At 65.9% G+C, this 20,578-nt stretch carries 24 protein-coding genes, 4 tRNA genes and 3 pseudogenes; 19 read left to right on the forward strand and 12 right to left on the reverse strand.

Annotation, left to right across the window (positions count from 1 at the left end):
• Positions 1 to 584 precede the first annotated feature (584 nt).
• The 6 genes from RCP80_RS03225 to nrdF all read left to right on the forward strand — a co-directional run bounded on the left by RCP80_RS03225 (position 585) and on the right by nrdF (position 6,638).
• Positions 585 to 1,217, forward strand: a complete 633-nt coding sequence (locus RCP80_RS03225) for a flavodoxin family protein (RefSeq protein WP_308480982.1) — start codon at positions 585 to 587, stop codon at positions 1,215 to 1,217.
• Positions 1,218 to 1,282: 65 nt separating this feature from the next.
• Positions 1,283 to 1,891, forward strand: coding sequence for a DUF1989 domain-containing protein (locus tag RCP80_RS03230; RefSeq protein WP_308480983.1), 609 nt, complete (start codon positions 1,283 to 1,285; stop codon positions 1,889 to 1,891).
• A gap of 272 nt (positions 1,892 to 2,163) precedes the next feature.
• Positions 2,164 to 2,850, forward strand: a complete 687-nt coding sequence (locus tag RCP80_RS03235) for a GntR family transcriptional regulator (RefSeq protein ID WP_308480984.1) — start codon at positions 2,164 to 2,166, stop codon at positions 2,848 to 2,850.
• Positions 2,851 to 3,084: 234 nt separating this feature from the next.
• Positions 3,085 to 4,713, forward strand: coding sequence for a PE-PPE domain-containing protein (locus tag RCP80_RS03240; RefSeq protein WP_308480985.1), 1,629 nt, complete (start codon positions 3,085 to 3,087; stop codon positions 4,711 to 4,713).
• 216 nt (positions 4,714 to 4,929) lie between these two features.
• A complete protein-coding gene (locus RCP80_RS03245; protein WP_308480986.1) occupies positions 4,930 to 5,265 on the forward strand; it encodes a hypothetical protein in 336 nt (111 codons plus the stop codon).
• Positions 5,266 to 5,666: 401 nt separating this feature from the next.
• Complete coding sequence (gene nrdF / locus RCP80_RS03250) at positions 5,667 to 6,638, forward strand: class 1b ribonucleoside-diphosphate reductase subunit beta (RefSeq protein WP_373693440.1); 972 nt, start codon at positions 5,667 to 5,669, stop codon at positions 6,636 to 6,638.
• A gap of 18 nt (positions 6,639 to 6,656) precedes the next feature.
• On the opposite strand, the gene RCP80_RS03255 is transcribed toward nrdF, so the two are convergent.
• Positions 6,657 to 6,732, reverse strand: a tRNA-Lys gene (locus RCP80_RS03255).
• A 169-nt stretch (positions 6,733 to 6,901) separates the two neighbouring features.
• Between RCP80_RS03255 and RCP80_RS03260 the strand changes: the two genes are divergently transcribed.
• From RCP80_RS03260 to RCP80_RS03270, 3 genes are all read left to right on the forward strand, one after another.
• Positions 6,902 to 6,974 (forward strand) — tRNA-Glu (locus RCP80_RS03260).
• 37 nt (positions 6,975 to 7,011) lie between these two features.
• Positions 7,012 to 7,088 (forward strand) — tRNA-Asp (locus RCP80_RS03265).
• Between the two features lie 30 nt (positions 7,089 to 7,118).
• Positions 7,119 to 7,192: transfer RNA gene (locus RCP80_RS03270), tRNA-Phe, on the forward strand.
• Between the two features lie 106 nt (positions 7,193 to 7,298).
• Here RCP80_RS03270 and RCP80_RS03275 read toward each other — a convergent pair.
• The 3 genes and pseudogenes from RCP80_RS03275 to RCP80_RS03285 all read right to left on the reverse strand — a co-directional run.
• Positions 7,299 to 7,523: pseudogene (locus tag RCP80_RS03275) on the reverse strand (tyrosine-type recombinase/integrase); the annotation flags it as partial.
• A gap of 50 nt (positions 7,524 to 7,573) precedes the next feature.
• Positions 7,574 to 8,591, reverse strand: a pseudogene (locus RCP80_RS03280) (acyl-CoA dehydrogenase family protein); the annotation flags it as partial.
• Between the two features lie 30 nt (positions 8,592 to 8,621).
• Positions 8,622 to 9,314 (reverse strand): SDR family NAD(P)-dependent oxidoreductase, encoded by a 693-nt coding sequence (locus tag RCP80_RS03285; protein ID WP_308480988.1) that lies wholly within the window; start codon positions 9,312 to 9,314, stop codon positions 8,622 to 8,624.
• Positions 9,315 to 9,417: 103 nt separating this feature from the next.
• Here RCP80_RS03285 and RCP80_RS03290 point away from each other — a divergent pair, with 103 nt between their 5' ends.
• The 3 genes and pseudogenes from RCP80_RS03290 (at position 9,418) to RCP80_RS03300 (ending at position 10,960) form a co-directional block, all read left to right on the forward strand.
• The gene (locus RCP80_RS03290; RefSeq protein ID WP_308480989.1) at positions 9,418 to 10,311 is read left to right on the forward strand and encodes a LysR family transcriptional regulator; all 894 of its coding nucleotides are present in this window, start codon (positions 9,418 to 9,420) and stop codon (positions 10,309 to 10,311) included.
• A 235-nt stretch (positions 10,312 to 10,546) separates the two neighbouring features.
• Positions 10,547 to 10,768, forward strand: a pseudogene (locus RCP80_RS03295) (sugar phosphate isomerase/epimerase family protein); the annotation flags it as partial.
• 51 nt (positions 10,769 to 10,819) lie between these two features.
• The gene (locus RCP80_RS03300; RefSeq protein ID WP_308480990.1) at positions 10,820 to 10,960 is read left to right on the forward strand and encodes a hypothetical protein; all 141 of its coding nucleotides are present in this window, start codon (positions 10,820 to 10,822) and stop codon (positions 10,958 to 10,960) included.
• Between the two features lie 12 nt (positions 10,961 to 10,972).
• On the opposite strand, the gene pcaC is transcribed toward RCP80_RS03300, so the two are convergent.
• The 4 genes from pcaC to pcaH are packed head-to-tail and all read right to left on the reverse strand — an operon-like array spanning position 10,973 to position 13,903.
• Positions 10,973 to 11,347, reverse strand: coding sequence for a 4-carboxymuconolactone decarboxylase (gene pcaC / locus RCP80_RS03305; protein WP_308480991.1), 375 nt, complete (start codon positions 11,345 to 11,347; stop codon positions 10,973 to 10,975).
• On the reverse strand, positions 11,344 to 12,540 hold the full coding sequence (locus RCP80_RS03310) for a lyase family protein (RefSeq protein WP_308480992.1): 1,197 nt from the start codon (positions 12,538 to 12,540) through the stop codon (positions 11,344 to 11,346). The genes pcaC and RCP80_RS03310 overlap by 4 nt, the downstream gene beginning before the upstream one ends.
• Positions 12,537 to 13,091 (reverse strand): protocatechuate 3,4-dioxygenase subunit alpha, encoded by a 555-nt coding sequence (gene pcaG, locus RCP80_RS03315; RefSeq protein ID WP_308482681.1) that lies wholly within the window; start codon positions 13,089 to 13,091, stop codon positions 12,537 to 12,539. The genes RCP80_RS03310 and pcaG overlap by 4 nt, the downstream gene beginning before the upstream one ends.
• Positions 13,088 to 13,903 carry a protocatechuate 3,4-dioxygenase subunit beta gene (gene pcaH / locus RCP80_RS03320; RefSeq protein WP_308480993.1) on the reverse strand — a complete coding sequence of 272 codons (816 nt, stop codon included), beginning with the start codon at positions 13,901 to 13,903 and terminating at the stop codon, positions 13,088 to 13,090. Before pcaH ends, pcaG begins: the two co-directional genes overlap by 4 nt.
• A 72-nt stretch (positions 13,904 to 13,975) precedes the next feature.
• Here pcaH and RCP80_RS03325 point away from each other — a divergent pair, with 72 nt between their 5' ends.
• On the forward strand, positions 13,976 to 14,722 hold the full coding sequence (locus tag RCP80_RS03325) for an IclR family transcriptional regulator (protein WP_308480994.1): 747 nt from the start codon (positions 13,976 to 13,978) through the stop codon (positions 14,720 to 14,722).
• A gap of 3 nt (positions 14,723 to 14,725) precedes the next feature.
• On the opposite strand, the gene RCP80_RS03330 is transcribed toward RCP80_RS03325, so the two are convergent.
• Complete coding sequence (locus tag RCP80_RS03330; RefSeq protein WP_308480995.1) at positions 14,726 to 15,073, reverse strand: hypothetical protein; 348 nt, start codon at positions 15,071 to 15,073, stop codon at positions 14,726 to 14,728.
• Positions 15,074 to 15,135: 62 nt separating this feature from the next.
• Positions 15,136 to 15,447, reverse strand: a complete 312-nt coding sequence (locus tag RCP80_RS03335; RefSeq protein WP_308483053.1) for a hypothetical protein — start codon at positions 15,445 to 15,447, stop codon at positions 15,136 to 15,138.
• A gap of 64 nt (positions 15,448 to 15,511) precedes the next feature.
• On the opposite strand from RCP80_RS03335, the gene RCP80_RS03340 reads away from it, so the two are divergent.
• Together RCP80_RS03340 and RCP80_RS03345 are read left to right on the forward strand one after the other, a co-directional pair.
• On the forward strand, positions 15,512 to 16,354 hold the full coding sequence (locus RCP80_RS03340; protein ID WP_373693441.1) for a TIGR03619 family F420-dependent LLM class oxidoreductase: 843 nt from the start codon (positions 15,512 to 15,514) through the stop codon (positions 16,352 to 16,354).
• Between the two features lie 62 nt (positions 16,355 to 16,416).
• On the forward strand, positions 16,417 to 16,698 hold the full coding sequence (locus tag RCP80_RS03345) for a hypothetical protein (protein ID WP_308480996.1): 282 nt from the start codon (positions 16,417 to 16,419) through the stop codon (positions 16,696 to 16,698).
• Here the strand turns inward: RCP80_RS03345 and RCP80_RS03350 are convergent.
• Complete coding sequence (locus RCP80_RS03350) at positions 16,695 to 16,838, reverse strand: hypothetical protein (RefSeq protein WP_308480997.1); 144 nt, start codon at positions 16,836 to 16,838, stop codon at positions 16,695 to 16,697. The two genes, RCP80_RS03345 and RCP80_RS03350, sit on opposite strands and share 4 nt — an antisense overlap.
• A gap of 139 nt (positions 16,839 to 16,977) precedes the next feature.
• Here RCP80_RS03350 and RCP80_RS03355 point away from each other — a divergent pair, with 139 nt between their 5' ends.
• The 4 genes from RCP80_RS03355 to RCP80_RS03370 all read left to right on the forward strand — a co-directional run bounded on the left by RCP80_RS03355 (position 16,978) and on the right by RCP80_RS03370 (position 19,310).
• Complete coding sequence (locus RCP80_RS03355) at positions 16,978 to 17,346, forward strand: hypothetical protein (RefSeq protein WP_308480998.1); 369 nt, start codon at positions 16,978 to 16,980, stop codon at positions 17,344 to 17,346.
• Between the two features lie 10 nt (positions 17,347 to 17,356).
• Complete coding sequence (locus tag RCP80_RS03360; protein ID WP_308480999.1) at positions 17,357 to 17,800, forward strand: SRPBCC family protein; 444 nt, start codon at positions 17,357 to 17,359, stop codon at positions 17,798 to 17,800.
• 78 nt (positions 17,801 to 17,878) lie between these two features.
• Positions 17,879 to 18,316 (forward strand): SRPBCC family protein, encoded by a 438-nt coding sequence (locus RCP80_RS03365; protein ID WP_308481000.1) that lies wholly within the window; start codon positions 17,879 to 17,881, stop codon positions 18,314 to 18,316.
• A 76-nt stretch (positions 18,317 to 18,392) separates the two neighbouring features.
• Positions 18,393 to 19,310, forward strand: a complete 918-nt coding sequence (locus RCP80_RS03370) for a TIGR03564 family F420-dependent LLM class oxidoreductase (RefSeq protein ID WP_308481001.1) — start codon at positions 18,393 to 18,395, stop codon at positions 19,308 to 19,310.
• Here RCP80_RS03370 and RCP80_RS03375 read toward each other — a convergent pair.
• Positions 19,251 to 20,468: a pyridoxal phosphate-dependent aminotransferase gene (locus RCP80_RS03375; RefSeq protein ID WP_308481002.1), complete on the reverse strand. Its 1,218-nt coding sequence runs from the start codon at positions 20,466 to 20,468 to the stop codon at positions 19,251 to 19,253. The two genes, RCP80_RS03370 and RCP80_RS03375, sit on opposite strands and share 60 nt — an antisense overlap.
• Between the last annotated feature and the right edge of the window lie 110 nt (positions 20,469 to 20,578).

Genomic DNA, 20,578 nt, shown 5'->3' on the forward strand with positions numbered 1-20,578 from the left:
ACCCCGTGTCCCCGGCCGATTGGCCGGCCTTGCAGAAGGGTCACCTGTAGTGCCAATCGCTGTCATTAGCAAGGGCTTTCGGTCAGTTGCCGTAGATTCGATCTACAACGGCGCTGAGGCGTGAGTGTCTCGCGGAACGTCTCGACAGGGCTTCAGCCATCCATGGCCGGGGCACTCCTCGGCGGCAACGCGAGGCGAGCGCAGCGTCACCACCGCCACGGCCGGTCACCCTCGTGGATTCTCGCAACTATGAGTACTGGCAAGCGCGAGACGAAATGCAGTCATTCGATCTCGACAGTCCCCGACATTCCGCATGCAGAAGCGGATAGCGCCGTTCTGGCACCGCCGATCAGATCGGCTGCAGGTTCGCATCTGCGGGGATCGCAACGGAATCCAAATTAGGTACGCAAATCCAACCTGCCGACGTTGTGGGAACCGCTGCAGGTCAATTTGCAGTTATTTACCTGAGCCTTGGGATTAAGAGGAGGAGCGCCGTCGATCACAGCCCCATCGGCAGAACCCAACCGTCAATCGGCGGAACCCCGAAGATTTAAATAAGGATTTTCACGAGAAAGAGTGCGCACATGAAAAAGGTTCTAATCCTGAGTTCAAGCCCACGCCGTACCGGCAACTCGGCCACGCTCGCCGAGGCCGCGGCTAAAGGCGTCACTGATGCGGGGCACGAGGCAGACTTCGTCTACCTGGACGACTTCATGACGGGGATGCTGAGAGATTGTCGAATCTGCCGTCACGACTCCGGCGACTGCGGGATCCAGGACGATTACAGGAGGTTGCTTTTCGATCACGTCCTGCCAGCCGATGGCTGGATCCTGGCCACGCCTTTGTACTGGTACGGGCCTTCTGGTGCGTTGAAGACGTTCTACGATCGGATGTTCTGCTATGTCGCGCGTAGCCATCCAGAGCACGCCGAAGTGGTCGCTCGCCTCCTCGGTAAAAGAACGGGCCTTCTTATTGCCTGCGAGGAGAGCTACCCGAACGCGACGGCGCCGCTAATTTCGCAGATCCAGGAGATTTGCATACATCTGCGACAAGAGCTTGCGGGCACTGTCATCGGAGTTGGCAATAGTCGAGGTGAAGTGAGGCTGGACCCGACTGACCCGGTCGGCCGAGCCGAACGTTTGGGCCGAGAGCTCTTTACGGCACGAGTTACTGACTTCCGTTTGGATACCGAGCGATCAGGCAAGGTTTGGTCATAGCTACCAGCTGGATGTCGAGCGCGCCGCTCGTCTCCGTATTTAAATTCAAGAGCAAATAGATAGGAATGGACGAAATGGAAGAAATTCAGATTGCCCCCGCTGATGCGGTCGCCTTTGCTGTATCCCGCGGCCAGTTACTGCGCGTCATAGATGTAGAGGGCCAGCAAGTGGCCGACTTCATCGCGGTGCGGAAAGGCGATGCGTCGGAGTTCAGTTCGCCAGGCGAGACTATTCTCTTCAACTATCCAAGGATTCGCTTGAACCCGGGCGATAAGTTTTATTCGTCGAAGCAGCAGCCAATGTTCGAGATCGTTTCGGACGACGCCAAGGGCGTGCATGACTTTCTGTTCGCTGCGTGCAATCGAGTTTGGTTTGAGAGCATGGATTTGCCCGGGCATCGTAACTGCAATGACAACCTGCGGGCTGCGCTCGCCAAGATGGACCTGAATTACGAAACCCTGCCCGCCCCGATCAACCTTTTCCAAGACACATACCCACAACCCGACGGTCTGGTCATGTCGAAACCGGCGCCGACTGGGGCCGGCGAAGGCGTTACGCTGCGTGCACTCGTCGACTGCATCGTCGCGGTCAGTTCGTGTTCATACGATGCAGAAGCAGCCGAAACATGCTGCAACGGACCGGGTCCGTCGCCTGTCCGAGTCGAGCTCACCTAGCTGATGTGCTCGGAGCCAGGCCTGCCAAGTCGTGGCGACGCGTGGAGCCCGGCTTGGCAGGCCGGTTCGGAGCCGCTGCGAGTTGTCGCCACCGCACCGCGCCCTCCGAGTGCACTTTGGGCAACAACACTTTGACGTGTTTCGAGAACTGAAAGCGCACTGCACGAGTACCGCCACTGATGTCTTCGCGCCGCGCGGGATACCGGCGAGACCCCAGGGGGAGCCATGAGTCCACGAGAGATTGGATTTGGTTGTTACGAGCGACGGACGCGGTGTCAGCTGCCTCGCAGGCTGGAAAATGCCCAGTAGCGAGTCATCGGATCGCCGACTCGATGCGTGAGGACATCCTTGCCGGGCGGCTGAGCCCTGGAGAACGGATCCGCCAGGAAGACGTCGCAAGCAAGATGGGTGCAAGCCGACTTCCCGTGCGAGAGGCGCTCCGCATGCTTGAGTCGGAGGGCCTCGTCGAACTCAGGGCAAACAGCGGTGCCTGGGTGTCCAGGCTGGACCTGCAGGACTGTGACTTAATCTACCGCGTCCGCGAACGCATCGAACCACTCGCACTTGAGGCAAGCCTTCCACGACTCACCTCCCGCGAGCATCGAAAATTGACCGAAACTCAATGCGAAATCGAGGTCACCGAGGATGTCGATCGTTTCCTTGTACTCGATCGGGACCTGCATTTGCTCGCCTATAGCGGCTGCCAAATCCTCGAACTCAACACCATGGTCGCGCGGTACTGGAACACCACCCAACATTACCGTCGCGCATACGCCCACCTCGTCGGTTCGGGACGCAAGTGGGTCGCGAACGCTGAACACCGACTCCTCATCGATGCTGTCATCCGTCGAGACGTGGTCGAGGCCGAGCGATACCTAGTGGGGCACATTCGGCGGACGCGGGTCGAACTGTCGAAGCATCCTGAGCTTTTCGATATCGTTCGACGCGGTGCGCGGTGAGTCCTGTGAGCGTGCATGGTGACGGTGCCGCCGCCGGACCGCGTCGCGTACCAACTCGGTGACTATCGCGAGGTGCTTGGGGCGTTGATGGGAGCATCCAAGGTCGACTCGGAAGTTGTGACTATCGCATTCTCCGTACAAGGCGTCGCCGGTTGTGCAAACATCCCTCACTACAGCGGACAGGATCGCCCGTCTGGCTAGAGCAGTTCATTGGCGCGGTGTGGGGGAACACGGATGCGACAAGCGTTTCGGGGTCTATTTGTCCTGACTTTTGCCTTGCTGGGTGTGGTCGCGGTGGCCGTGGCCGGCACCATCACCTCGTTTGTGGCACTGGCCGCGACCGCGTTGATCGTGCCGGGGACCGGCACCCCCAACGCGAATGTGCTGCCCGGCTACATGCAGAACGCGGTCAGTCGCTATCTCACCCAGACCCGGTGTTTTGTGAACGGTGTGGCCAACGGCTGTGACGTTGCGGTCCCGGACCCCAGCGCCAACCTGATCGGGATCAACTACCCAGCATCGTTCTGGCCCATGCCTTTTCCCGGTTGGTGTGAGCCAGGCACCTGCAAGAAGTGGAACGTTTCGGTGGGCCAGGGTGTCAGTGCGCTGAATGCCGAGGTGATCGAGCAGTGGACCGCCAACCCGAACGAAGACATCGTCATCTTCGGCTACTCGCAGGGCGGTGCGGTGGTCTCCAACGAGCTACGCAATCTCGATCAGCTGCCACCGGAAATCAAGGATCAACTCCAGGTCGTCATGATCGGCAACATCGCCAATCCCGATGGGGGACTGTGGCAGCGGCTGCGTCCGATTTCGATACTCGGTGAACTGCTGCTCGATGCGACGTTCGGGCCGCCGATGATCACCGACAGCGGAATCCCGATCACCAACATCGGTTTCGAGTACGACCCGGTGGTCTACGCACCGCGCTACTGGGGCAACCCGCTGGCAATGCTCAATGCGATCGCGGCCTTCGACAACGTGCACGGCTACTACCTGGCCGGTCCCAACCGTCCCGGAACCGGAACCATGCCCTACGGCTATACCGACGCGGAACTGGCGGCGGCAATCGCCGACCCGAACAACATCCGCTACGGCGGTCACGACCCGGACAGCCCGAACAAATACATCATGATCCCGGCCAGGTCGCTGCCGCTGGCCAACCTGATCCTGAGCCTGGCCGAGTCGACCGGAACCACTCCCGTGGTGAAGCCGCTCGTCGACCTGCTGTCGCCGGCGGCCAAGGTGTTGATCGATCTGGGTTACGACTGGAGCGGCGATCCGGATGTGCCCAAGTCGCTGTCGCTGCTGCCGTTCAACCCGTTCAACAACTGGGTCGAGGTGGGCGTCGATCTCGTCGAAGCGCTCGCCGAGGGCGTACACAACGTGGTCGGCGGGCCCGGTGCGGTGGCGACGACGGGGCCGCCCGCCGCGCCTGTGGAGGGCTTGTCGGTGTTGGCGGACCCGGCCCCCGCACCGAAGCCGCTGGCCGAACGGGTCAGGGCCCTCGCCGCCGCGGAGCAGAAGAGCCCGGAGGTCGTGGCGGTCGGCGCGGCGGCGGATGGCGCTCTGGAGACGCCCGCCGCAGAACCGGCCGAGGGCATCGACACCGAACCCGCCAAGAAGCCGGCCGAACTCAGCGCCAAGAAGCTCAGGAAGGACCTCAGGGGCGCGGTCAAGACGTTCTTCGGCAAGGGTGCGAAGAAGAACGGCCTCGCGAAGGGCCTCAAGAACGGCCGGGGCGACAAGGACGTCGAGCAGAAGCAGGACGAGGGCGCGACGGCCGCCGAGAACGACACTGAGAAGGCGCCGGCGGACGGTGACGACGGCAACGCCGGCAACGACGCCAAGCAGGCCGCCTGACAGACGCGGGCGGTTACCAGTAGGGCTCGACCTGCGACCTGCCGATCGACAGTCCGCTCCGACGCGACGATGTTGGGTTGATTCGCGACTGCCCGTCGTGTTCCGCTGTAGACCCTGCTACAGGGTCTGTAGCGCAGGCTACAGCGGTTGTAGGCTGGTCCGGACGTGAACGCACTTGGCCGGTCACAATCGCGGTCGACCGATGGGAGCAACGCCATGAGCGATGCAGACACCTGGCTTGCCGAGCGCGAGGTAGAGCTCAGCGCGACCGCATCCAAGCGCTTCGCCAAGGTCTGGCGCGAACTCGCCGAGCGCGACGGGCGCGCCCGCGAGGCTGGGCTAACGGCCGCGGCAAAGTACCTCGCCGGCGCGACCAAGCCGGCCGACATCGGCAAGACGCTCGCCAAGGCGCGCCAACGGGCCGAGGCGCAGCTGGCGGCGGCGCGCGTAGTCGCGGTGCTGGCGGTCGAGGACGGGGCTGGGGAAGCCCCGACGGCCCGCGAGATCGGCGTGGATCGCATGGCGCTACGCAACTGGCTCGGCAAGCGGTAGCAGAATGCCCCCACCCGCCGTCGGGGCGGAATTTTGCTATGCGGCACGCCGGCCCTTCGCCGGCAGTGCGAACCGTCGGCTGGGGTCTGTCCGATTGTCGTGCTGCGCAACCATTCCCGCGCATCCGTATCTACCCGTGGAGCAGGCGATGTGTGTAGAGGGCGCTACAGTCAAGCCCGGGAGGGAGGCGCGGGGATAGGATGGCAGTCGCAAACCCAATCGAAAAGCTTCAGAAGGTCGACCGTGACAGCCTGGTGGCGACAGTGTGTGTCGGCCACCACCCCAGCCTCGACTCCCAGGAGCGCGTCGTGCTGACCGCGAAGTGCGGCGTTGCCGACGACGATGCACGCTGGCTATAGAGGGCCGGAATGAACCACGAGAAAGAAAGAGAGGCAACGGTTTTGAGTAACGCCAGCATCATCGACCGCGTGCGCGCCATCAACTGGAACGACGTTCAGGACGAGATGGACCTGACCATCTGGAACCGCGTCACCGCCAACTTCTGGCTGCCCGAAAAGGTACCGCTGTCCAACGACGTGCAGTCCTGGGGAACGCTGTCGCCGGCCGAGCAGCAAGCGGTCATCCGCGTGTTCACCGGGCTGACGCTGCTCGACACCATCCAGGGATCGGTCGGCGACGTCGAAATGCTCGAGGACGCCGTCACGCCGCACGAGGAGGCGGTGCTGGGCAACTTCATCTTCATGGAGCACGTCCACGCCAAGAGTTACAGCTCGATCTTCTCGACGCTGTGCTCGACGCCCGAGATCGACGAGGCCTTCCGGTGGTCCGAGGAAAATCCGCACCTCCAGCGCAAGGCTGAGATCCTCGTCAACTTCTACCGCGCCGACGACTCGCTCAAAAAGAAGATCGTCTCGGTGATGCTCGAAAGTTTTCTGTTCTACTCGGGCTTCTACCTCCCGCTGTATTGGTCCTCGCGCGCGAAGCTGACCAACACGGCCGACATCATCCGGCTGATCATCCGCGACGAGGCGGTGCACGGGTTCTATATCGGCTACAAGTTCCAAAAGGCGCTCGAGCGCGAGCCGCAGGCCCGCCGCGATGAACTCAAAGACTATGCCTACGAGCTGCTGATGGAGCTTTACGACAACGAGGTGGACTACGCCCAGGACATCTACGACGGCATGGGCGTCACCGAGGACGTGAAGGCCTATATGCGCTACAACGGCAACAAGGCGCTGGCGAACCTCGGCTACGACCCGCTGTTCCCGGCGGACAGCACCGAGTTCAACCCGGTGATCCTGACCGCCATGGCGCCCGACGCGAACGAGACGCACGACTTTTTCTCAGGGTCGGGCAGCTCGTATGTCATGGGCCAGGCCGTCAGCACCGAGGACGGTGATTGGGACTTCTAGCCGGCCGGCGCGGTGCTCTGGTGCCCCCAGTAGGACTCGAACCTACGACCTGCGGATTAAAAGTCCGTAGCTCTACCAACTGAGCTATAGGGGCGTTGCGAGCAATCAGGATAACCGAGCCCGTACCGTCGCTTCCGGACGAGGTTCCCGAGACCCCGCGCGAGGCCCCTTCCGGCCCAATTTTGGGATTGCGGGGAACGTGCCCTAAGCTATCGAAGCTCCCAGCGGAAGCGTTGTGAGTACCCCGGAGAGATTCGGACCAGGCCCCCTTCGTCTAGCGGCCTAGGACGCCGCCCTTTCAAGGCGGTAGCGCGGGTTCGAATCCCGTAGGGGGTACGCATATCGTGGAAGCATGGGATGCAGCAGTAAGCAAGGCCCTGTGGCGCAGTTGGTTAGCGCGCCGCCCTGTCACGGCGGAGGTCGCGGGTTCGAGTCCCGTCAGGGTCGCCAATAAGGCATTGAGGTTATCCGGTGCCTTCCGGCCAGGTAGCTCAGTTGGTACGAGCGTCCGCCTGAAAAGCGGAAGGTCGCCGGTTCGATCCCGGCCCTGGCCACAATGAACCCGCTGGTAACAGCGGGTTTTCTGGTTCGCGGCCGCGCTGCCGATGACCCATCGTGACCCGTTCCGGAATTACTCGCCCGCCGATGACCCGGCCGTGGTCACTCGGCCTTCTTCTCCGACCCCGTCGTGATTGTGTTCAGCACCGCAGCGGCGTCGGCGAGGGCGTCGTTCGTCGAGTGCGCGTAGGTCCGCAAGGTGAACCCGGCGTCCCGGTGCCCGAGCCACGCTGCGATAACCACCACCGGCACGCCACGCATGTGCATCAGCGTCGCGCAGCTGTGCCTCGCGTCGTGGAGACGAACGTGGGGCAGGCCCGTCGACTTCGATCTCGGCCCGTAGCTCGGCGGCGGACGGCAGGGTTTGCTCGGTCATCTCAGGCGCCTTTCGGCAGCAGGAAACGCTCGCGGTGTACCACGGAGGCGCCGAACAGTTGCAGGCCGGTGCGGGCCCGGCGCAGGTATAGGGTGCGCGGGGTGTTCCCAGGTGAACCCGATGCCACCGTGCAGCTGGATGGCCTGCATCGCGGTGTGGACGTAGGCCTCGGCGCAGGCGAATCCCGCGAGTGCGACTGCATCGCCGCGGTTTTCAGCGTCCTCGTATCGGGCGGTCGCGTTCTGAGCCGCCGAAGTCGCCGATTCGACCTGTAGCGACAGATCGGCCGCCATGTGTTTGAGCGCCTGGAAACTGACGATCGGCCGGCCGAACTGGATGCGGGTCTTGAGATGGTCGACGGTGAGGTCGAAGATCCGGCGGGCTCCGCCGGCCTGCTCGCCGACCAGCGCGATAACCGCCAGATCCAGCGCCTGCTGGACCGCCTCCCAGCCTGCGGTGCCGATGCGCTGGGACGGGCTGGCGGTGAAGGTGTAGGTGGACAGCGTGGCCGGATCGAAAACCGCTGCGGCGGTGCGCTGGAAGCCGGGGGCATCGGGGGCGACGTGGAAGACGGCGGGTCCGTCGTGGGTCTGCGCGACGACGAGGATGACATCGGCGATCTGTCCGCTGGTGACGTAATGCGCAGTCCCGGTCAGCGTTCCGTCCGCGCCAGCCCGGATGTCGACACCGTCCGGCGCCCAGTTGCCGCGGGGCCCCGTGACGGCCACAGTGCCGATCGCGGTTCCGTCGGCCAGCTTGGGGAGCAGCCGCTGCTTGTCCGCTGTGGTGCCGGCGGCCCGGACGAGCGCCACGGTGAGCACCGCGCTGGACAGGAACGGGGCGGGCGGCAGGGCGGCCCCGGTCTCCTCGGCGACGGCCTCGAGTTCCGCCGCGCCCAGGCCGACACGGCCGTACTCGGGCTCCACCAGTAGCCCGGTGACGCCCTGCGCAGCCAGCTTGGCCCACAGCTCGTGGTCGTAGCGGTCCGCAGAGGCCGGCACCCGGCGCACGTCGGCCTCGGCACGTTTCCGATCGCGACATGAGTGGACTCAGTACGAGGCGCGTCCGCCGGAGACGTCGTACACCGCGCCGGTGGAGAAGCTCACCGCAGCCGAGGACAGCCAAGCCACCAGCTCGGCGACCTCGTCGGTGCGGCCCATCCGCGCCATCGGGGTCAGTGCCTGCGAGCGCGCCAGGATCGCCGGGTCGGTGTTGTAGTTCATCGGGCTGGAAACCGCCGCCGGGGCCACCGCATTGACCAGCACTCCGGTGGTGGCCAACTCCTTGCCCAGTGATTTCGTCAGCGCGATGACGGCGGCCTTGGACGCGGAATAGGCACTCTGCATGGGGTTTCCGTCCTTGGCGGCGATGCTCGCCAGGTTGACGATGCGGCCCCAGCCTCGTTCGACCATGCCCGGGGCGAAGGCCCGGCACATCAGGAAGGTGCCCTCGGTGTTCACGGCGAAGGTGCGCCGCCAGTCGGCCATGGTCACCGCCACCAACGGCGCCGACGGACCCACCACACCTGCGCTGTTGATCAGGATGTCGACCACGCCGACCCGCTCGCGCAGCGCGTCGACGGAGTCGGGATCACTGATATCGACGTGTTCATCGGCCTGTCCGGCCAGGTCCGCGGTCACCACCTCGACGCCGGCGGCACGCAGCCGGACGGCACATGCCGCGCCAATACCGCTGGCACCGCCGGTCACCAATGCCCGCTGTCGGGGGTCGGTTTCGGTCATCATGTCTCCTCGGCACCGGCATTATGTTCAACTGGCGCAAAGTTTTTCAAATCTCTGTATGCTCTGAGCAGTATAGGAGTGCAGCGAGAGCGGGGAGCCGATCGTGGAGATTCGGTGGATGCAGGCATTCGTCGCGGTCGCCGAGGAACTGCACTTCGGCCGGGCGGCGACGCGCTTGCAGATGGCGCAGTCTCCGCTGTCGCAGACCATCCGCAAGCTCGAGCGCGACCTCGGTGTCTCGCTGTTCGAGCGCAGCACCCGGTCGGTGGCGCTGACCGCGGCCGGGCACGCCTTCCTGCCGCACGCCCGCACTGTGCTCGAGGAGGTCGAAACCGCGCGCCGTGCCACCCGGGCGTCCGCGGGCGGTATCTACGGCCATGTGGCACTTGGCTTTACCGGTGTGCTCAACCATCTTTCGGTGCCCCCGCTAACCCAGGCGGTGCGGAACACCTACCCAGATGTCGAACTCGATCTGGTCGGCCGGGTGATGACCCGCGATGCCCTGACGAAAGTGGACACCGGCGCCCTGGACATCGCCTTCGTCGGGCTGCCGGTCGACTCGGCGGTGGTGCGCACCCGGCTCATCGCCAGGGAGCCCTTCGGTGCGGTGCTGCCCGTGGGACACCGGCTCGCCGGTCGGGACGCCATCGATCTGGCGGCGCTGGCCGATGACGATTTCATCGCCACCCCGTTCCTGGCGGGTTCGTCGCTGCAGGAGATCGCGATGCAAGCGTGCGTGGATGCCGGGTTCCGGCCGCGGGTGGTGCAGGAGATCACCGACCCCTACATGATCCTGATGCTGGTGGCCGCAGGAGTGGGGGTGGCGCTGATGACCGAGGGGGTTGCCAACGTGACGCCGCCCGGTGCGGTGTTCGTGCCGCTGACCGGGGAGCCGGTGCTGATGCTGCACGGTATTGCATGGTCACCGCGGCGTGGTTCGGTCGCGCGGGATGCTGTCCTTGCGTTGTCGGAGGACATCTTGCCAACGCCGCCCTGATCTGCGATTAAGACGTTCAAGCACATAAATAAAGATCAATTTAGTGTTGGACACGCAATAGTGTGTCGGGTCACACTTTCTGTGCTGCGGGTAGAGACACCCCCGCACTCGGAAAGGACCACCCATGACCTCCGTTGCACCGGCCGCCACCGCGCGGCCGCCGGCCACCGCGCGGCCGCCGGCCACCGTGAATGCCAAGCGCGCCGCGGTTTCGGGCTTCGTCGGCAGCACGCTCGACGCAGAGCTCGTCCGCCAGGCCCGCGAGGAGCGGCTGGCGCCGGGCGCCGGAGGGCTCGATCTGGCCGGCATGCTCGCCGCATTGCCCACGGGTACGCCGATCAGCATCGAGTTACCCAATGAGCCGCAGCGTCAGGCCGTGGGCACCGCCGCCTGGCTGAACCACCTCACCGCCGCGGCCAGAGCCGTCGAAGCCCGGGTACCGCAAGTCGTCGAATGAGTTCGTCGGCCGGCCTACGTGTGCTGGTGACCGGCGGCAGCACGGGAATCGATGCTGGGCATCGGACTGCTCGCCGATCGGGCCGGTCTGAACGCGGCGCTGTACGGGTTCTCCGCCGCGGCCGGCGTAATGGCGGCAACGATGTTGGCTGTTCTGGTGATCAGGCAGCGGATCGTCTCGAAGCGCCGTTGAGACTCTGGTGCCTCAGATCTGGCCCTCTTCGGTGAGAACCCCTGCTGCGATCCGGAAGGCGTTGTTGGCGTCGGGGACCCCGCAGTAGATGGCGCTCTGCAGGATCACCTCTTTGATCTCGTCGGAGGTCAGCCCATTGCGCAGCGCCGCCCGCACATGCATGGCGAACTCCTCATGGTGGCCGCGGGCGATCAGCGCCGTCAGTGTGATCACCGAGCGGCTACGCCGGTCCAGGCCCGGCCGGGTCCAGATGTCACCCCACGCGTAGCGAGTGATCAGGTCCTGGAAATCGGCGGTGAACGCGGTGGTACCGGCGATGGCGCGGTCCACATGCGCATCGCCGAGCACTTCCCGGCGAACTGCCATACCGTCGTCATAGCCGCTCACTGTGCCTCCTTGAGATGATGGCGCGCCCGTTGCAGGGCCGCGTCCACCAGTAGATCGGTGGTCCCCAGATACCGGGCGGCCGGGGGGCGGTCGGCCAGCGCGGCCATGGTCTGCTGTTCGGCATAGATACCCTGGGCCTCTTGTTGATTCGTGGCTGCCCGCGCGGTGTCGACACGAAGCCCGAGCAACAGATCGGTGGCCTGGGATGCCGCCACGAGGCTGCGCCGGACCAGGGTGCGCAGGGTCGACCACTCGACGTGCCAACCACCGTCAGCGCGCTCGTCGACACTGGCTGCCGACGCCGCGTGCAGGGTGGCGCCCAGCTGCGATGTGGTCAGTGCGGCGCGGCGCAGCAGCACGGTCAGCACCGGATTGTTCTTGTGCGGCATGGTCGATGATCCGCCACCGGATCCTTCGGCGAGCTCGCCGGTGCGTACGCCGGCGGCGACGTCGTTGGCGATATGCCCCCACGCGTCACAGCAGCCCACCAGAGCATCACCGGTGCGGGTGATCAGCGCGCGGTTGGTGTGCCACGGAAACGCCTGCGCCAAGCCCAGAACGTCGGCCCAGTTCCGGGCCAGGGCCAGGGCGGCCGCCGGAGATCCGGCCAGTTCGGTGGTGGCGGCGAACGTCCCGGCCGCTCCGCCGGACGAAACAGTCAGGGCCGGCAGGGCTTTGAGCGCATCGACCGCATCGAGGACGCCGGCCAGCCAGTTCGCGAACTTGCGGGCTGCCGTGCCGGGTAGTGCCGGCTGGGCCAGCGTGTGGGTCAACATCGGGGTGTCGCGGTGCTGTTCGGTGAGGCCGATGAGGGCGTTCACCTGCTCGTCCAGCGCCTCGGTCAGGGCGGTCAAACCGTCACGCAGGCATAGCATCAGCGCGGTGTCCAGCACGTCCTGACTGGTCAGCCCGCGGTGCAACCACGTGGCGGTGTCCGCTGTGGCACATTCGCGCAGCAGGCCGACCAGCGCGGTGACCGGGTTGCCGTCTCGTTCGGCGGCGGTGGCGATGTCCTCCAGATCGGCCTCCGACACCAGCGCGGTCAGATCCGCGGCGGCCGCGGCCGGGGCGATTCCAGCTTCGACAAGCACTGTCAGCCAGGCATTCTCGACCGCGGCCAGCGCGGCCAGCAGTGCGGTGTCCGACATCACCGCGCCGGCGCGGTGATCGCCGGGCCAGAAGAGGTCGTTCACTGGCCCGGGTACCGCAGGAATACGGTCTCGTCGTCACCCTGCAGTCGGATGTCGAAACGCAGACCCTGCTCGTCGCGTGTGGCGATCAGGGTGTCGCGCCGGTCGGCGGGCAGGCCGGACAGCAGAGGGTCGTCCGTGCAGGCGGGGCCCGGTACATAGGCGCGGGTGAACAGCCGGTTGAGTAGTCCTCGTCCGAACACGGTGATCGCGATGAACGGCGCGCGACCAGGGGCGGCGGCCGCGGGCTCGACGGTGGTGAAACTGAAATGCCCCTCGTCGTCGGTGGATACCCGGCCCCAGCCGGTGAACGTCCACCCATCGCGTTGCAGTGATCCCGCGGTGTGGGGCACCCGGCCATCTGCATCGGCCTGCCAGATCTCCAGCAGCACATCGGGTACCGGTCGGCCGGCGCCGTCGGTGACGTTGCCGTGGAAGCGGATCGCGCCGGGGGTGCCTGCGGCTACCAACTCGCCGCTGCGGTCGAACGGCAGCGCGTAGCCGTAGAACGGACCGATCGTCTGTCCTGGAGTTGCGACCAGCATCGTCATCAGTGCTCCTCATCTTCGGTAGGAGTGGCATTCTCGAAATGCGTGCGCTGCGAGCCGGTCAGCACGATGTCCCAGCGGTAGCCGGTGGCCCATTCGTGGCTGGAGACATCGTGGTCGTAGGCGGCGACCAGCCGGTCACGCGCCTTCTGGTCGATGATGGCCTGGTAGATCGGGTCCAGGGCGAACAGCGGATCGCCGGGAAAGTACATCTGGGTGATCATGCGCTGGGTGAAATCGGTGCCGAACAGCGAGAAATGGATGTGCGCGGGCCGCCACGCGTTGCGGTGGTTCTTCCAAGGGTAGGGTCCCGGCTTGATGGTGGTGAAGCGGTAGTTCCCGTCAGCATCGGTCAGGCAGCGGCCGACGCCGGTGAAGTTGGGATCCAGTGGCGCGTGGTGCTGATCGCGCTTGTGCACATAGCGGCCTGCCGAATTGGCCTGCCAGATCTCGACGAGCTGGTGGCGCACGGGCCGGCCATCACCGTCGAGGACACGGCCGGTGATGACCATGCGTTCGCCGATCGGATCGCCGTTGTGCTGGATCGTCAGATCGGATTCCAGGCGGTGCACATCGCGTTCACCGAACACCGGCGCCCACAACTCCAGGGCCTCTGGATCGGCGTGATGCAGATCCTTGGTGGGATGGCGCAGCAGGCTGCTGCGGTAGGGGGCGTAGTCCAGCCGGGGCTGAGATTCCTCGATACCTGTTTGCAGGTAACCGGTTTCGATGGCGGCCATTTCGGCGTTGATCTCAGCCTGGCTCGCCGAAGAGCTATCGGGATTGGTATCCGTGATGGTGGGGTGCGGGGCTGTCATGCGGTCTGACGCTAGTCGGCCAACGGGTCACCACGGAAGAGTAGACTTCCGCTGAGCGGAAGGATTATGCGGTTGGCGGGGAACACGTCGATACCGGGCACCACGGTGGCCTCGAGGTTGCTGGCGATGGTCGGTGCCTTCGATGAGCGGCACCGCGCGCTGACGCTCACCGAACTCGCTCAGCGGGCCGGCCTGACGTTGCCGACGGCATCGCGGCTGGCCGGTGAGCTGGTGGCCGGCGCGGCGCTGGAACGCCGTGCGGACGGCCGGTTCGTGATCGGCAGGCTGCTGTGGGAGGCGGGTCTGCAGGCGCCGGTGGAAGGCCGGTTGAAACAGGTTGCCGAGCCGTTCCTGTCCGACGTCTACGCCGCCACCCTGGCCACCGTGCACCTTGCGGTGCGGGACGGGTCCCAGGTGCTCTACCTGGCCAGGATGTCCGGCCGGGCGTCGGTGCCGATCGTCAGCACGGTGGGCAGGCTGCCGATGCACAGCACCGGTGTGGGCAAGGTGCTACTTGCCCACGCCCCGTTGGACGTGCGCCAGGAGGTGTTTGCCGCACTGGTGCGGGTTACTGCCAAGACGATCACGTCGTCGGTGGTGCTCGAGGCTCAACTCGATCGGATTCGTCGCGACGGGGTGGCGGGCACGGTGGAGGAGATGTCGATCGGGGCGTGTTCGATGGCGGTGCCGGTGGTCCGTGCCTCGGACAACGCCGTGGCGGCCGCGATCGGGGTGGTGGTGCCCACCCTGAACCGCGACCGCCGGCGGATGTTGGGAGCCCTGCAGGTCGCCGCGCGGGGAATCGGGCGCCTGCTTTGACCGTCAGTGCCTGACGAGCTCGCCTTCGGGTACTAACCGATGGCCCAGTATTTCGGTTGGCACGTCCCGGGTTTCACCGGCGGTCAGGGCCGAACCCGCGGCGATCAGGCACACCACCATGGCCGTCAGAAGCTGCTCACCTGCCCGCGCCTCGACGTCGATGACGGTGAAGTTCAGCCCTCCGCTGTGGCTCGCGCCCACCGCTCGGTCCCGGTATGGGCTGAGCGCCGCGGACCGGGCCATCAACCGGTCCAGCACCTCTTGCGCCTGGGCCTGATGCGTGTGGTGGACGAAAACGGTGAGCTGCGGGCTGTGGATGTGCGACTCGCGAACCCGGATCGCGACGGCCACTGGTGCGTGGGGTATCAGCGTGCCGGCGGGGAAACCTGCGCGTAAGCACACGCGGGGTGCCGTTAGGTGATGTCGCCGACGGTGGTCTGCATCCAGGCTGGCGGATCGGCGTACATGCCGGGGCCGATCTCGACCGCACCATCGTGCTCGTCGATCAACTCGGCCAGGGCGAGCGCAGTGGTCAGCCGCGCTACCGGTGCGAGCACGTGTTCTTCCGTCGCCGCCTCTCCCAGGTGCTTTACGCCGATCAGCAGTTCGCCGAGGGCGATCAGTGCACGGCGCGTGGGCTCACCTTGAGCATCGATCAACGCGGCCGGGTCGGTGATCGGGCGGCGGGTGGATGGTTTCATCAGACATGCCGTCGGGTCCGTCAACCTGACGCCAGGGCGAACGGGATCCACTCTCGGCGACGACAGTGGCGTCTGTCACAGTAAGCGAATGCAATTCTGGTCCGGCACGGCCTTTCTCCCCACCCGCGATCTGACCACCATCGCTGCGTTGCTCGACGAGCACGGGTTCACCGGCGTCTTCACCTCGGATCACCTGATCTATCCGCGCGAGTTGCGCACGCCGTACCCGTTGACCGGGGACAAGCCACCGTGGCCACCCGAGACGGAGTGGCCGGACTCGTGGGTGACCATCGGCGCGCTGGCCGCGGTGACAACGCGGCTGCGGTTCTCCAACGCCGTGTACATCGCCGGGGCTCGCCCGCTGCTCGAGGTGGCCAAGCAGGTCGCCACCGCCGCAACGCTCTCCGACGGCCGGGTGTCGCTGGCAATCGGAACCGGTTGGATGCGTGAGGAATTTGAGCTACTGGGGCAGGACTTCGACAATCGCGGTCCGCGTACCACTGAGATGATTCACGCCCTGCGCGCCTTGTGGCAGGGCGGCTGGGTGTCCTGGCAGGGCGAGCACTACGCGGTTCCCGAGATCATGATCGAGCCGCACCCGCCGGCGCCGGTGCCCATCCTGTGCGGAGGCGAATCCGATGTCGCCCTCAAGCGCGCGGCCCGGGACTGCGACGGTTGGGTGGGCACCTACTACACCTGGGATGCCGCCGTCGCGATCATTGGGCGGCTCAAGGAGCTTCGGCAACGCTACGGGCGTGCGGACGAGCCGTTCGAGGTGATCGTCTCGCTCAGCGATCCGCCGTCGGCCGACCTGTATCGACGCGCCGAGGACATCGGTATCACCGGCGTGATGTGCGCGCCGTGGCGCGGCGATCGTTATCGCGAAGGAATTGAGAGATTTGCTGAGGAAATCATCACCCGGTGCGGCTAAAGGTTTGACGGAGCCGTAATCGGGCAACAATGCTGCCGATCAACTAACCGACTGGAGGCGTGATGAACCGCTTGATGACCATGACGATTGCCGGCCTTGCGGCCGCTACGTTGGCGACGGGATGTTCCTCTGCCGTGATGAACCAGGGCGGCGACACGAAGTGCAGCGACTTCACCGCGGCCGACGAGAAGACGCAGAACGAGAACATCACCAAGATGCTCACCGACGAAGGCAAGAACGAGCCGTCGAACATCGAACTGACGGGCACCCGGGTCGCGGTCCAGACCTTCTGCCAGACCGCAGGCACCCCGGACACCCCGATCAAGGACGCGCCGCACCTCTAAGCGTCATCGGTGTCAGTGGCCGGACCACTGGGCGTGGCGCCCCCCTCGTCCGCCCAGTCGGTCCGGTCCTCGTTGCCCTTGGCCGGGTCGCTGTCGACGTCATCGGGGTTTTCGTCGGGGCCGGACATGGTCGGTTTCATGTCGCGGCGAGTACCCGCAGTCGGCAGGTTTCACTCCCGCCGGTCGGTGCGCCGGGTCCTCGGAGACGAGTAGCGCGCTACGCGTGAGTGCGGCCGTCGTCGCCGCCACGCTGGGTTCATACCCGGCGAGGAGGCGACGATGGCCAAGATCGGCAACGACCGAATGATCGTGCGGGGCGAACGCCGTGCCGACGGCAGTTGGCTGTTCACCATTTGCTACACGGCCCACTTCGCCGAGGACGACCTCGGCAGACGGTTCGACGACTCGGTGCAGATCGCGGGGATCCGCCGGACCGGCCAACTTCCGCCGGTCTGCGGATCGCCGGTGTCGTTCCGGGCCACCGCGAGTCAAGTGTTCCGGAAGAAGCGGATCGTGGTCCGCCCCGATGCCTATGACCCGAACACCGGCCCACCCGCGGTACGGGCGCTGATCCGGTTGCATCGCGACGGCGATGCGCACGCCGTCGAGGACGAGCAACACACCCCGGCGGTGCCGTCGGCCCGCTAGGGTCTCGACCATGGCAGTCACCGATTCGCGGGAAGTCGTCATCGAAGCGACGCCGACGGAGATCCTCGACGTCCTCGCCGACGTGGAATCGACTCCATCCTGGTCGCCGCAATATCAGAAGGCCGAGATCCTCGAGACCTACGACGACGGCCGGCCGCGTCGAGCCAAGATGACCATCAAGGCGGCCGGTCTCACCGACGACCAGGTCATCGAATACACCTGGACCGACACCAGCGTCAGCTGGACCCTGGTCTCCGCCGGCCAGTTGAAGGCGCAGGACGCCTCCTACACGCTGACGCCCGACGGCGATAAGACCAAGGTCCGTTTCGACATGTCGGTCGATCCCTCGGTGCCGATCCCCGGTTTCTTGCTCAAACGAACCCTCAAGGGCGGCATGGAGACTGCCACCGATGGGCTGCGCAAGCAGGTGCTGAAAGTCAAGAAGGGCGGCTGAGCCGCCCCTCGGCAGTCGCCCCTCGGCGGTGCCGAGAATTTGCTGCGAAACCCGGGGGCAGTTACTACGGTCGACGGTATGGCTGTACGAGCGTCACGGGAAGTGGTGTTCGACGCCTCGCCCGAGGCGATTCTGGACACCCTCGCCGATGTCGAGGCACTGCCGTCGTGGTCCACGCTGCACCGCCGGGCCGAGGTGCTCGACCGCTATCCCGACGGCAGGCCCCATCACGTCAAGGCGACGGTCCGGTTGCTCGGGGTCACCGACAAAGAAGTGCTCGAATACCGCTGGGGCGACAACTGGGTGGTCTGGGACGCCGAACACACCTTCCAGCAACGGGGCCAGCACGCCGAATACAACCTGACCCGGGAGGGAGATCTGACCCGGGTGCGGTTCGACATCATCGTCGACCCGTCGGCGCCGATTCCGAACTTCCTGGTCAAGCGCGCCAAACGCATCGTGTTGGAGGCCGCGATCGATCGACTGCGCAGCCGGGTGACGCGCTTCCACGGATGAGCCCGCGGCGCAAGGATTTCGATCGTCTCGACATTTTCGGGACTACGGACGGGGTGCGCCGACGTTGGTAGTCAGCATGCCCGCTGGAGTTGTGCTCGTCCCGAGTCCCCATGCCGCCAACCTCGTCGATGATGTCGTGGCACAGGCGCGACGCGCCCACGAGATCGGTGTGCGCCAGATCTGGCTGGCACAGCAGCTCGACCTCGACGCCATCGCCCTGGCCGCGATCGTCGGCGCCGCGGTGCCGGGCCTGGCCGTCGGCACCTCGGTGGTCCCGATCAACCCGCGGCACCCGCTCGTCATCGCCGCCCTGGCGCAAACCGCGCAAGCGGCCAGCCACGGCGCGTTCAGCCTCGGCCTGGGACTGGGGGCGCACGACATCGAGCGCCAAGCCTTCGGCATCGCGGCCACCCACACCATCGCGCGATTGCGCGAGCAGCTGACGGTATTGCGCGCGGTGTTCGACGACGGCGCGGTGGATCATCACGGCGAACACTTCACCGCGGCCCCGCCATGGCCGGTCCGGGTCGCCGGCGGCACCCCGATCCCGGTCTATGTGGCCGCGATGGGCCCAAAGGCGTTGCGGGTCACCGGCGAATTGGCCGACGGCACCATGCCGTATTTGGCGGGCCCGCGCACCATCGCGGAGTTCATCGTGCCCACGATCACCCAGGCCGCCACCGATGCGGGGCGGCCGCCGCCGCGGGTGTTGGCGGGAGTGCCGGTGGCCGTCACCGACGACATCGACAGCGGTCGCGACGCGGCGGCCGCCGGCCTGGCGCTCTACGACACCATCCCGTCGTATCAGCGGGTGGTTGAACGCGAGGGATTGACGTCGGCGGCCGAGCTGGCGGTCATCGGCTCGGCCGAGACCGTCCGGCGGGGGCTGGCCGCCTATCGGGACGCCGGCGCCACCGACATCGTCGTCTCGCCGTTACTGCGGGACGATCGGGCGGCCTCTGAGGCGCTGTGGCGGGTGGTCGCCGCGCTGTAACGTCCCCAGTCGCCGGATGCCCTCTTCGAGGGTGTCCTCGCGTTTGCAGAATGCGAAGCGCACCAAGTGGTTCCATGCTGCGAAGTGCGGTCCGCCCGGATCGCAGAACGCCGAGAGCGGAATTGCGGCCACCCCGACCTGGTGCGGCAACTGCTGGCAGAACTCGGTGCTGTCGCGGTAGCCGAGCGGGCGGGGGTCCGCGCACAAGAAATAGGTGCCCGAGCTCGGATGCACCTCGAATCCGAGGTCGGTCAGGGCCGCGGTGAGGGTGTCGCGTCGGGACTGCATCGAAGCCCGCAGCGCGTCGACCCACCGGTCTTCGGTGTTCAACGCAAGTGCCACCGCGGGCTGGAACGGGGCACCGCCGACGTAGCTCAGGTATTGCTTGGCCGCACGCATGCCCGCAATCAAATCTGCTGGACCGCAAGCCCATCCGATCTTCCAGCCGGTGCAGTTGAACATCTTCGCGGCGCTGGAAATGGTGATCGTGCGTTCCGCCATGCCGGGCAAGGCGGCCAGCGGGCGGTGCTGGGCGCCGTCGAAAGTCAGGTGCTCATAGACCTCGTCGGTGATCACCAGCAGGTCGTTGTCGACGGCGACGGCCGCGATCGCCGTCAGCTCATCGGCGCTGAGCACCGTGCCGGTCGGGTTGTGCGGCGAGTTGACGATCAGCGCCCGGGTGCGCGGCCCGATGGTGCGGCGCAGCGCATCGACATCGAGGGCGAACCCGCGGCCGTCGGGAATCAGCGGTGCGGTGACCCGATGGCAACCGGCCATCGCCACCACCGGGGCATACGAGTCGTAGAACGGTTCGATCAGCGCGACCTCGGAGCCGGGTTCGACCAGGCCGATGACGGCGGCCGCGATGGCCTCGGTGGCCCCGACGGTGACCAGCACCTCGGACGCCGGGTCGTAGTCGACGCCGAAGCGCCTCTTGCGCTGTCCGGCGATGGCCTCGCGCAACTCGAGTGTGCCCAGGCCCGGTGGGTACTGGTTGACGCCGTCGCGGATCGCCCGCTGGGCGGCCTCGAGCATGGCGGCCGGCCCGTCCTCGTCGGGAAAGCCCTGTCCCAGATTGACCGCGCCCACGCTGGCCGCCAACGCCGACATCTCGGCGAAAATCGTCACGGCGTAGGGCGCCAACCGGGAGACCGTCATGGGGACCGAGCCTAGCGGCGGAACTGTCGGCGTGATTGCTGCACCAGAGCGACGTCGAAAGCGGTTAATGTCCAACGGGTAGCTGATTGTCGACAGGGGGCATCTGTGGC

It is taken from the genome of Mycolicibacterium sp. MU0053, from assembly GCF_963378095.1.
GTDB lineage: Bacteria > Actinomycetota > Actinomycetes > Mycobacteriales > Mycobacteriaceae > Mycobacterium > Mycobacterium burgundiense.

Excerpts from the sequence above, each read along its gene's own strand:
- RCP80_RS03225 (WP_308480982.1), top strand. The coding sequence starts at position 585 with ATGAAAAAGGTTCTAATCCTGAGTTCAAGCCCACGCCGTACCGGCAAC.
- RCP80_RS03230 (WP_308480983.1), top strand. The coding sequence starts at position 1,283 with ATGGACGAAATGGAAGAAATTCAGATTGCCCCCGCTGATGCGGTCGCC.
- RCP80_RS03240 (WP_308480985.1), top strand. The coding sequence starts at position 3,085 with ATGCGACAAGCGTTTCGGGGTCTATTTGTCCTGACTTTTGCCTTGCTG.
- RCP80_RS03245 (WP_308480986.1), top strand. The coding sequence starts at position 4,930 with ATGAGCGATGCAGACACCTGGCTTGCCGAGCGCGAGGTAGAGCTCAGC.
- RCP80_RS03285 (WP_308480988.1), bottom strand. The coding sequence starts at position 9,314 with ATGACCGAAACCGACCCCCGACAGCGGGCATTGGTGACCGGCGGTGCC.
- RCP80_RS03300 (WP_308480990.1), top strand. The coding sequence starts at position 10,820 with ATGCTGGGCATCGGACTGCTCGCCGATCGGGCCGGTCTGAACGCGGCG.
- pcaH (WP_308480993.1), bottom strand. The coding sequence starts at position 13,903 with ATGACAGCCCCGCACCCCACCATCACGGATACCAATCCCGATAGCTCT.
- RCP80_RS03340 (WP_373693441.1), top strand. The coding sequence starts at position 15,512 with ATGCAATTCTGGTCCGGCACGGCCTTTCTCCCCACCCGCGATCTGACC.
- RCP80_RS03345 (WP_308480996.1), top strand. The coding sequence starts at position 16,417 with ATGAACCGCTTGATGACCATGACGATTGCCGGCCTTGCGGCCGCTACG.
- RCP80_RS03350 (WP_308480997.1), bottom strand. The coding sequence starts at position 16,838 with ATGAAACCGACCATGTCCGGCCCCGACGAAAACCCCGATGACGTCGAC.
- RCP80_RS03355 (WP_308480998.1), top strand. The coding sequence starts at position 16,978 with ATGGCCAAGATCGGCAACGACCGAATGATCGTGCGGGGCGAACGCCGT.
- RCP80_RS03360 (WP_308480999.1), top strand. The coding sequence starts at position 17,357 with ATGGCAGTCACCGATTCGCGGGAAGTCGTCATCGAAGCGACGCCGACG.
- RCP80_RS03365 (WP_308481000.1), top strand. The coding sequence starts at position 17,879 with ATGGCTGTACGAGCGTCACGGGAAGTGGTGTTCGACGCCTCGCCCGAG.
- RCP80_RS03370 (WP_308481001.1), top strand. The coding sequence starts at position 18,393 with ATGCCCGCTGGAGTTGTGCTCGTCCCGAGTCCCCATGCCGCCAACCTC.
- RCP80_RS03375 (WP_308481002.1), bottom strand. The coding sequence starts at position 20,468 with ATGACGGTCTCCCGGTTGGCGCCCTACGCCGTGACGATTTTCGCCGAG.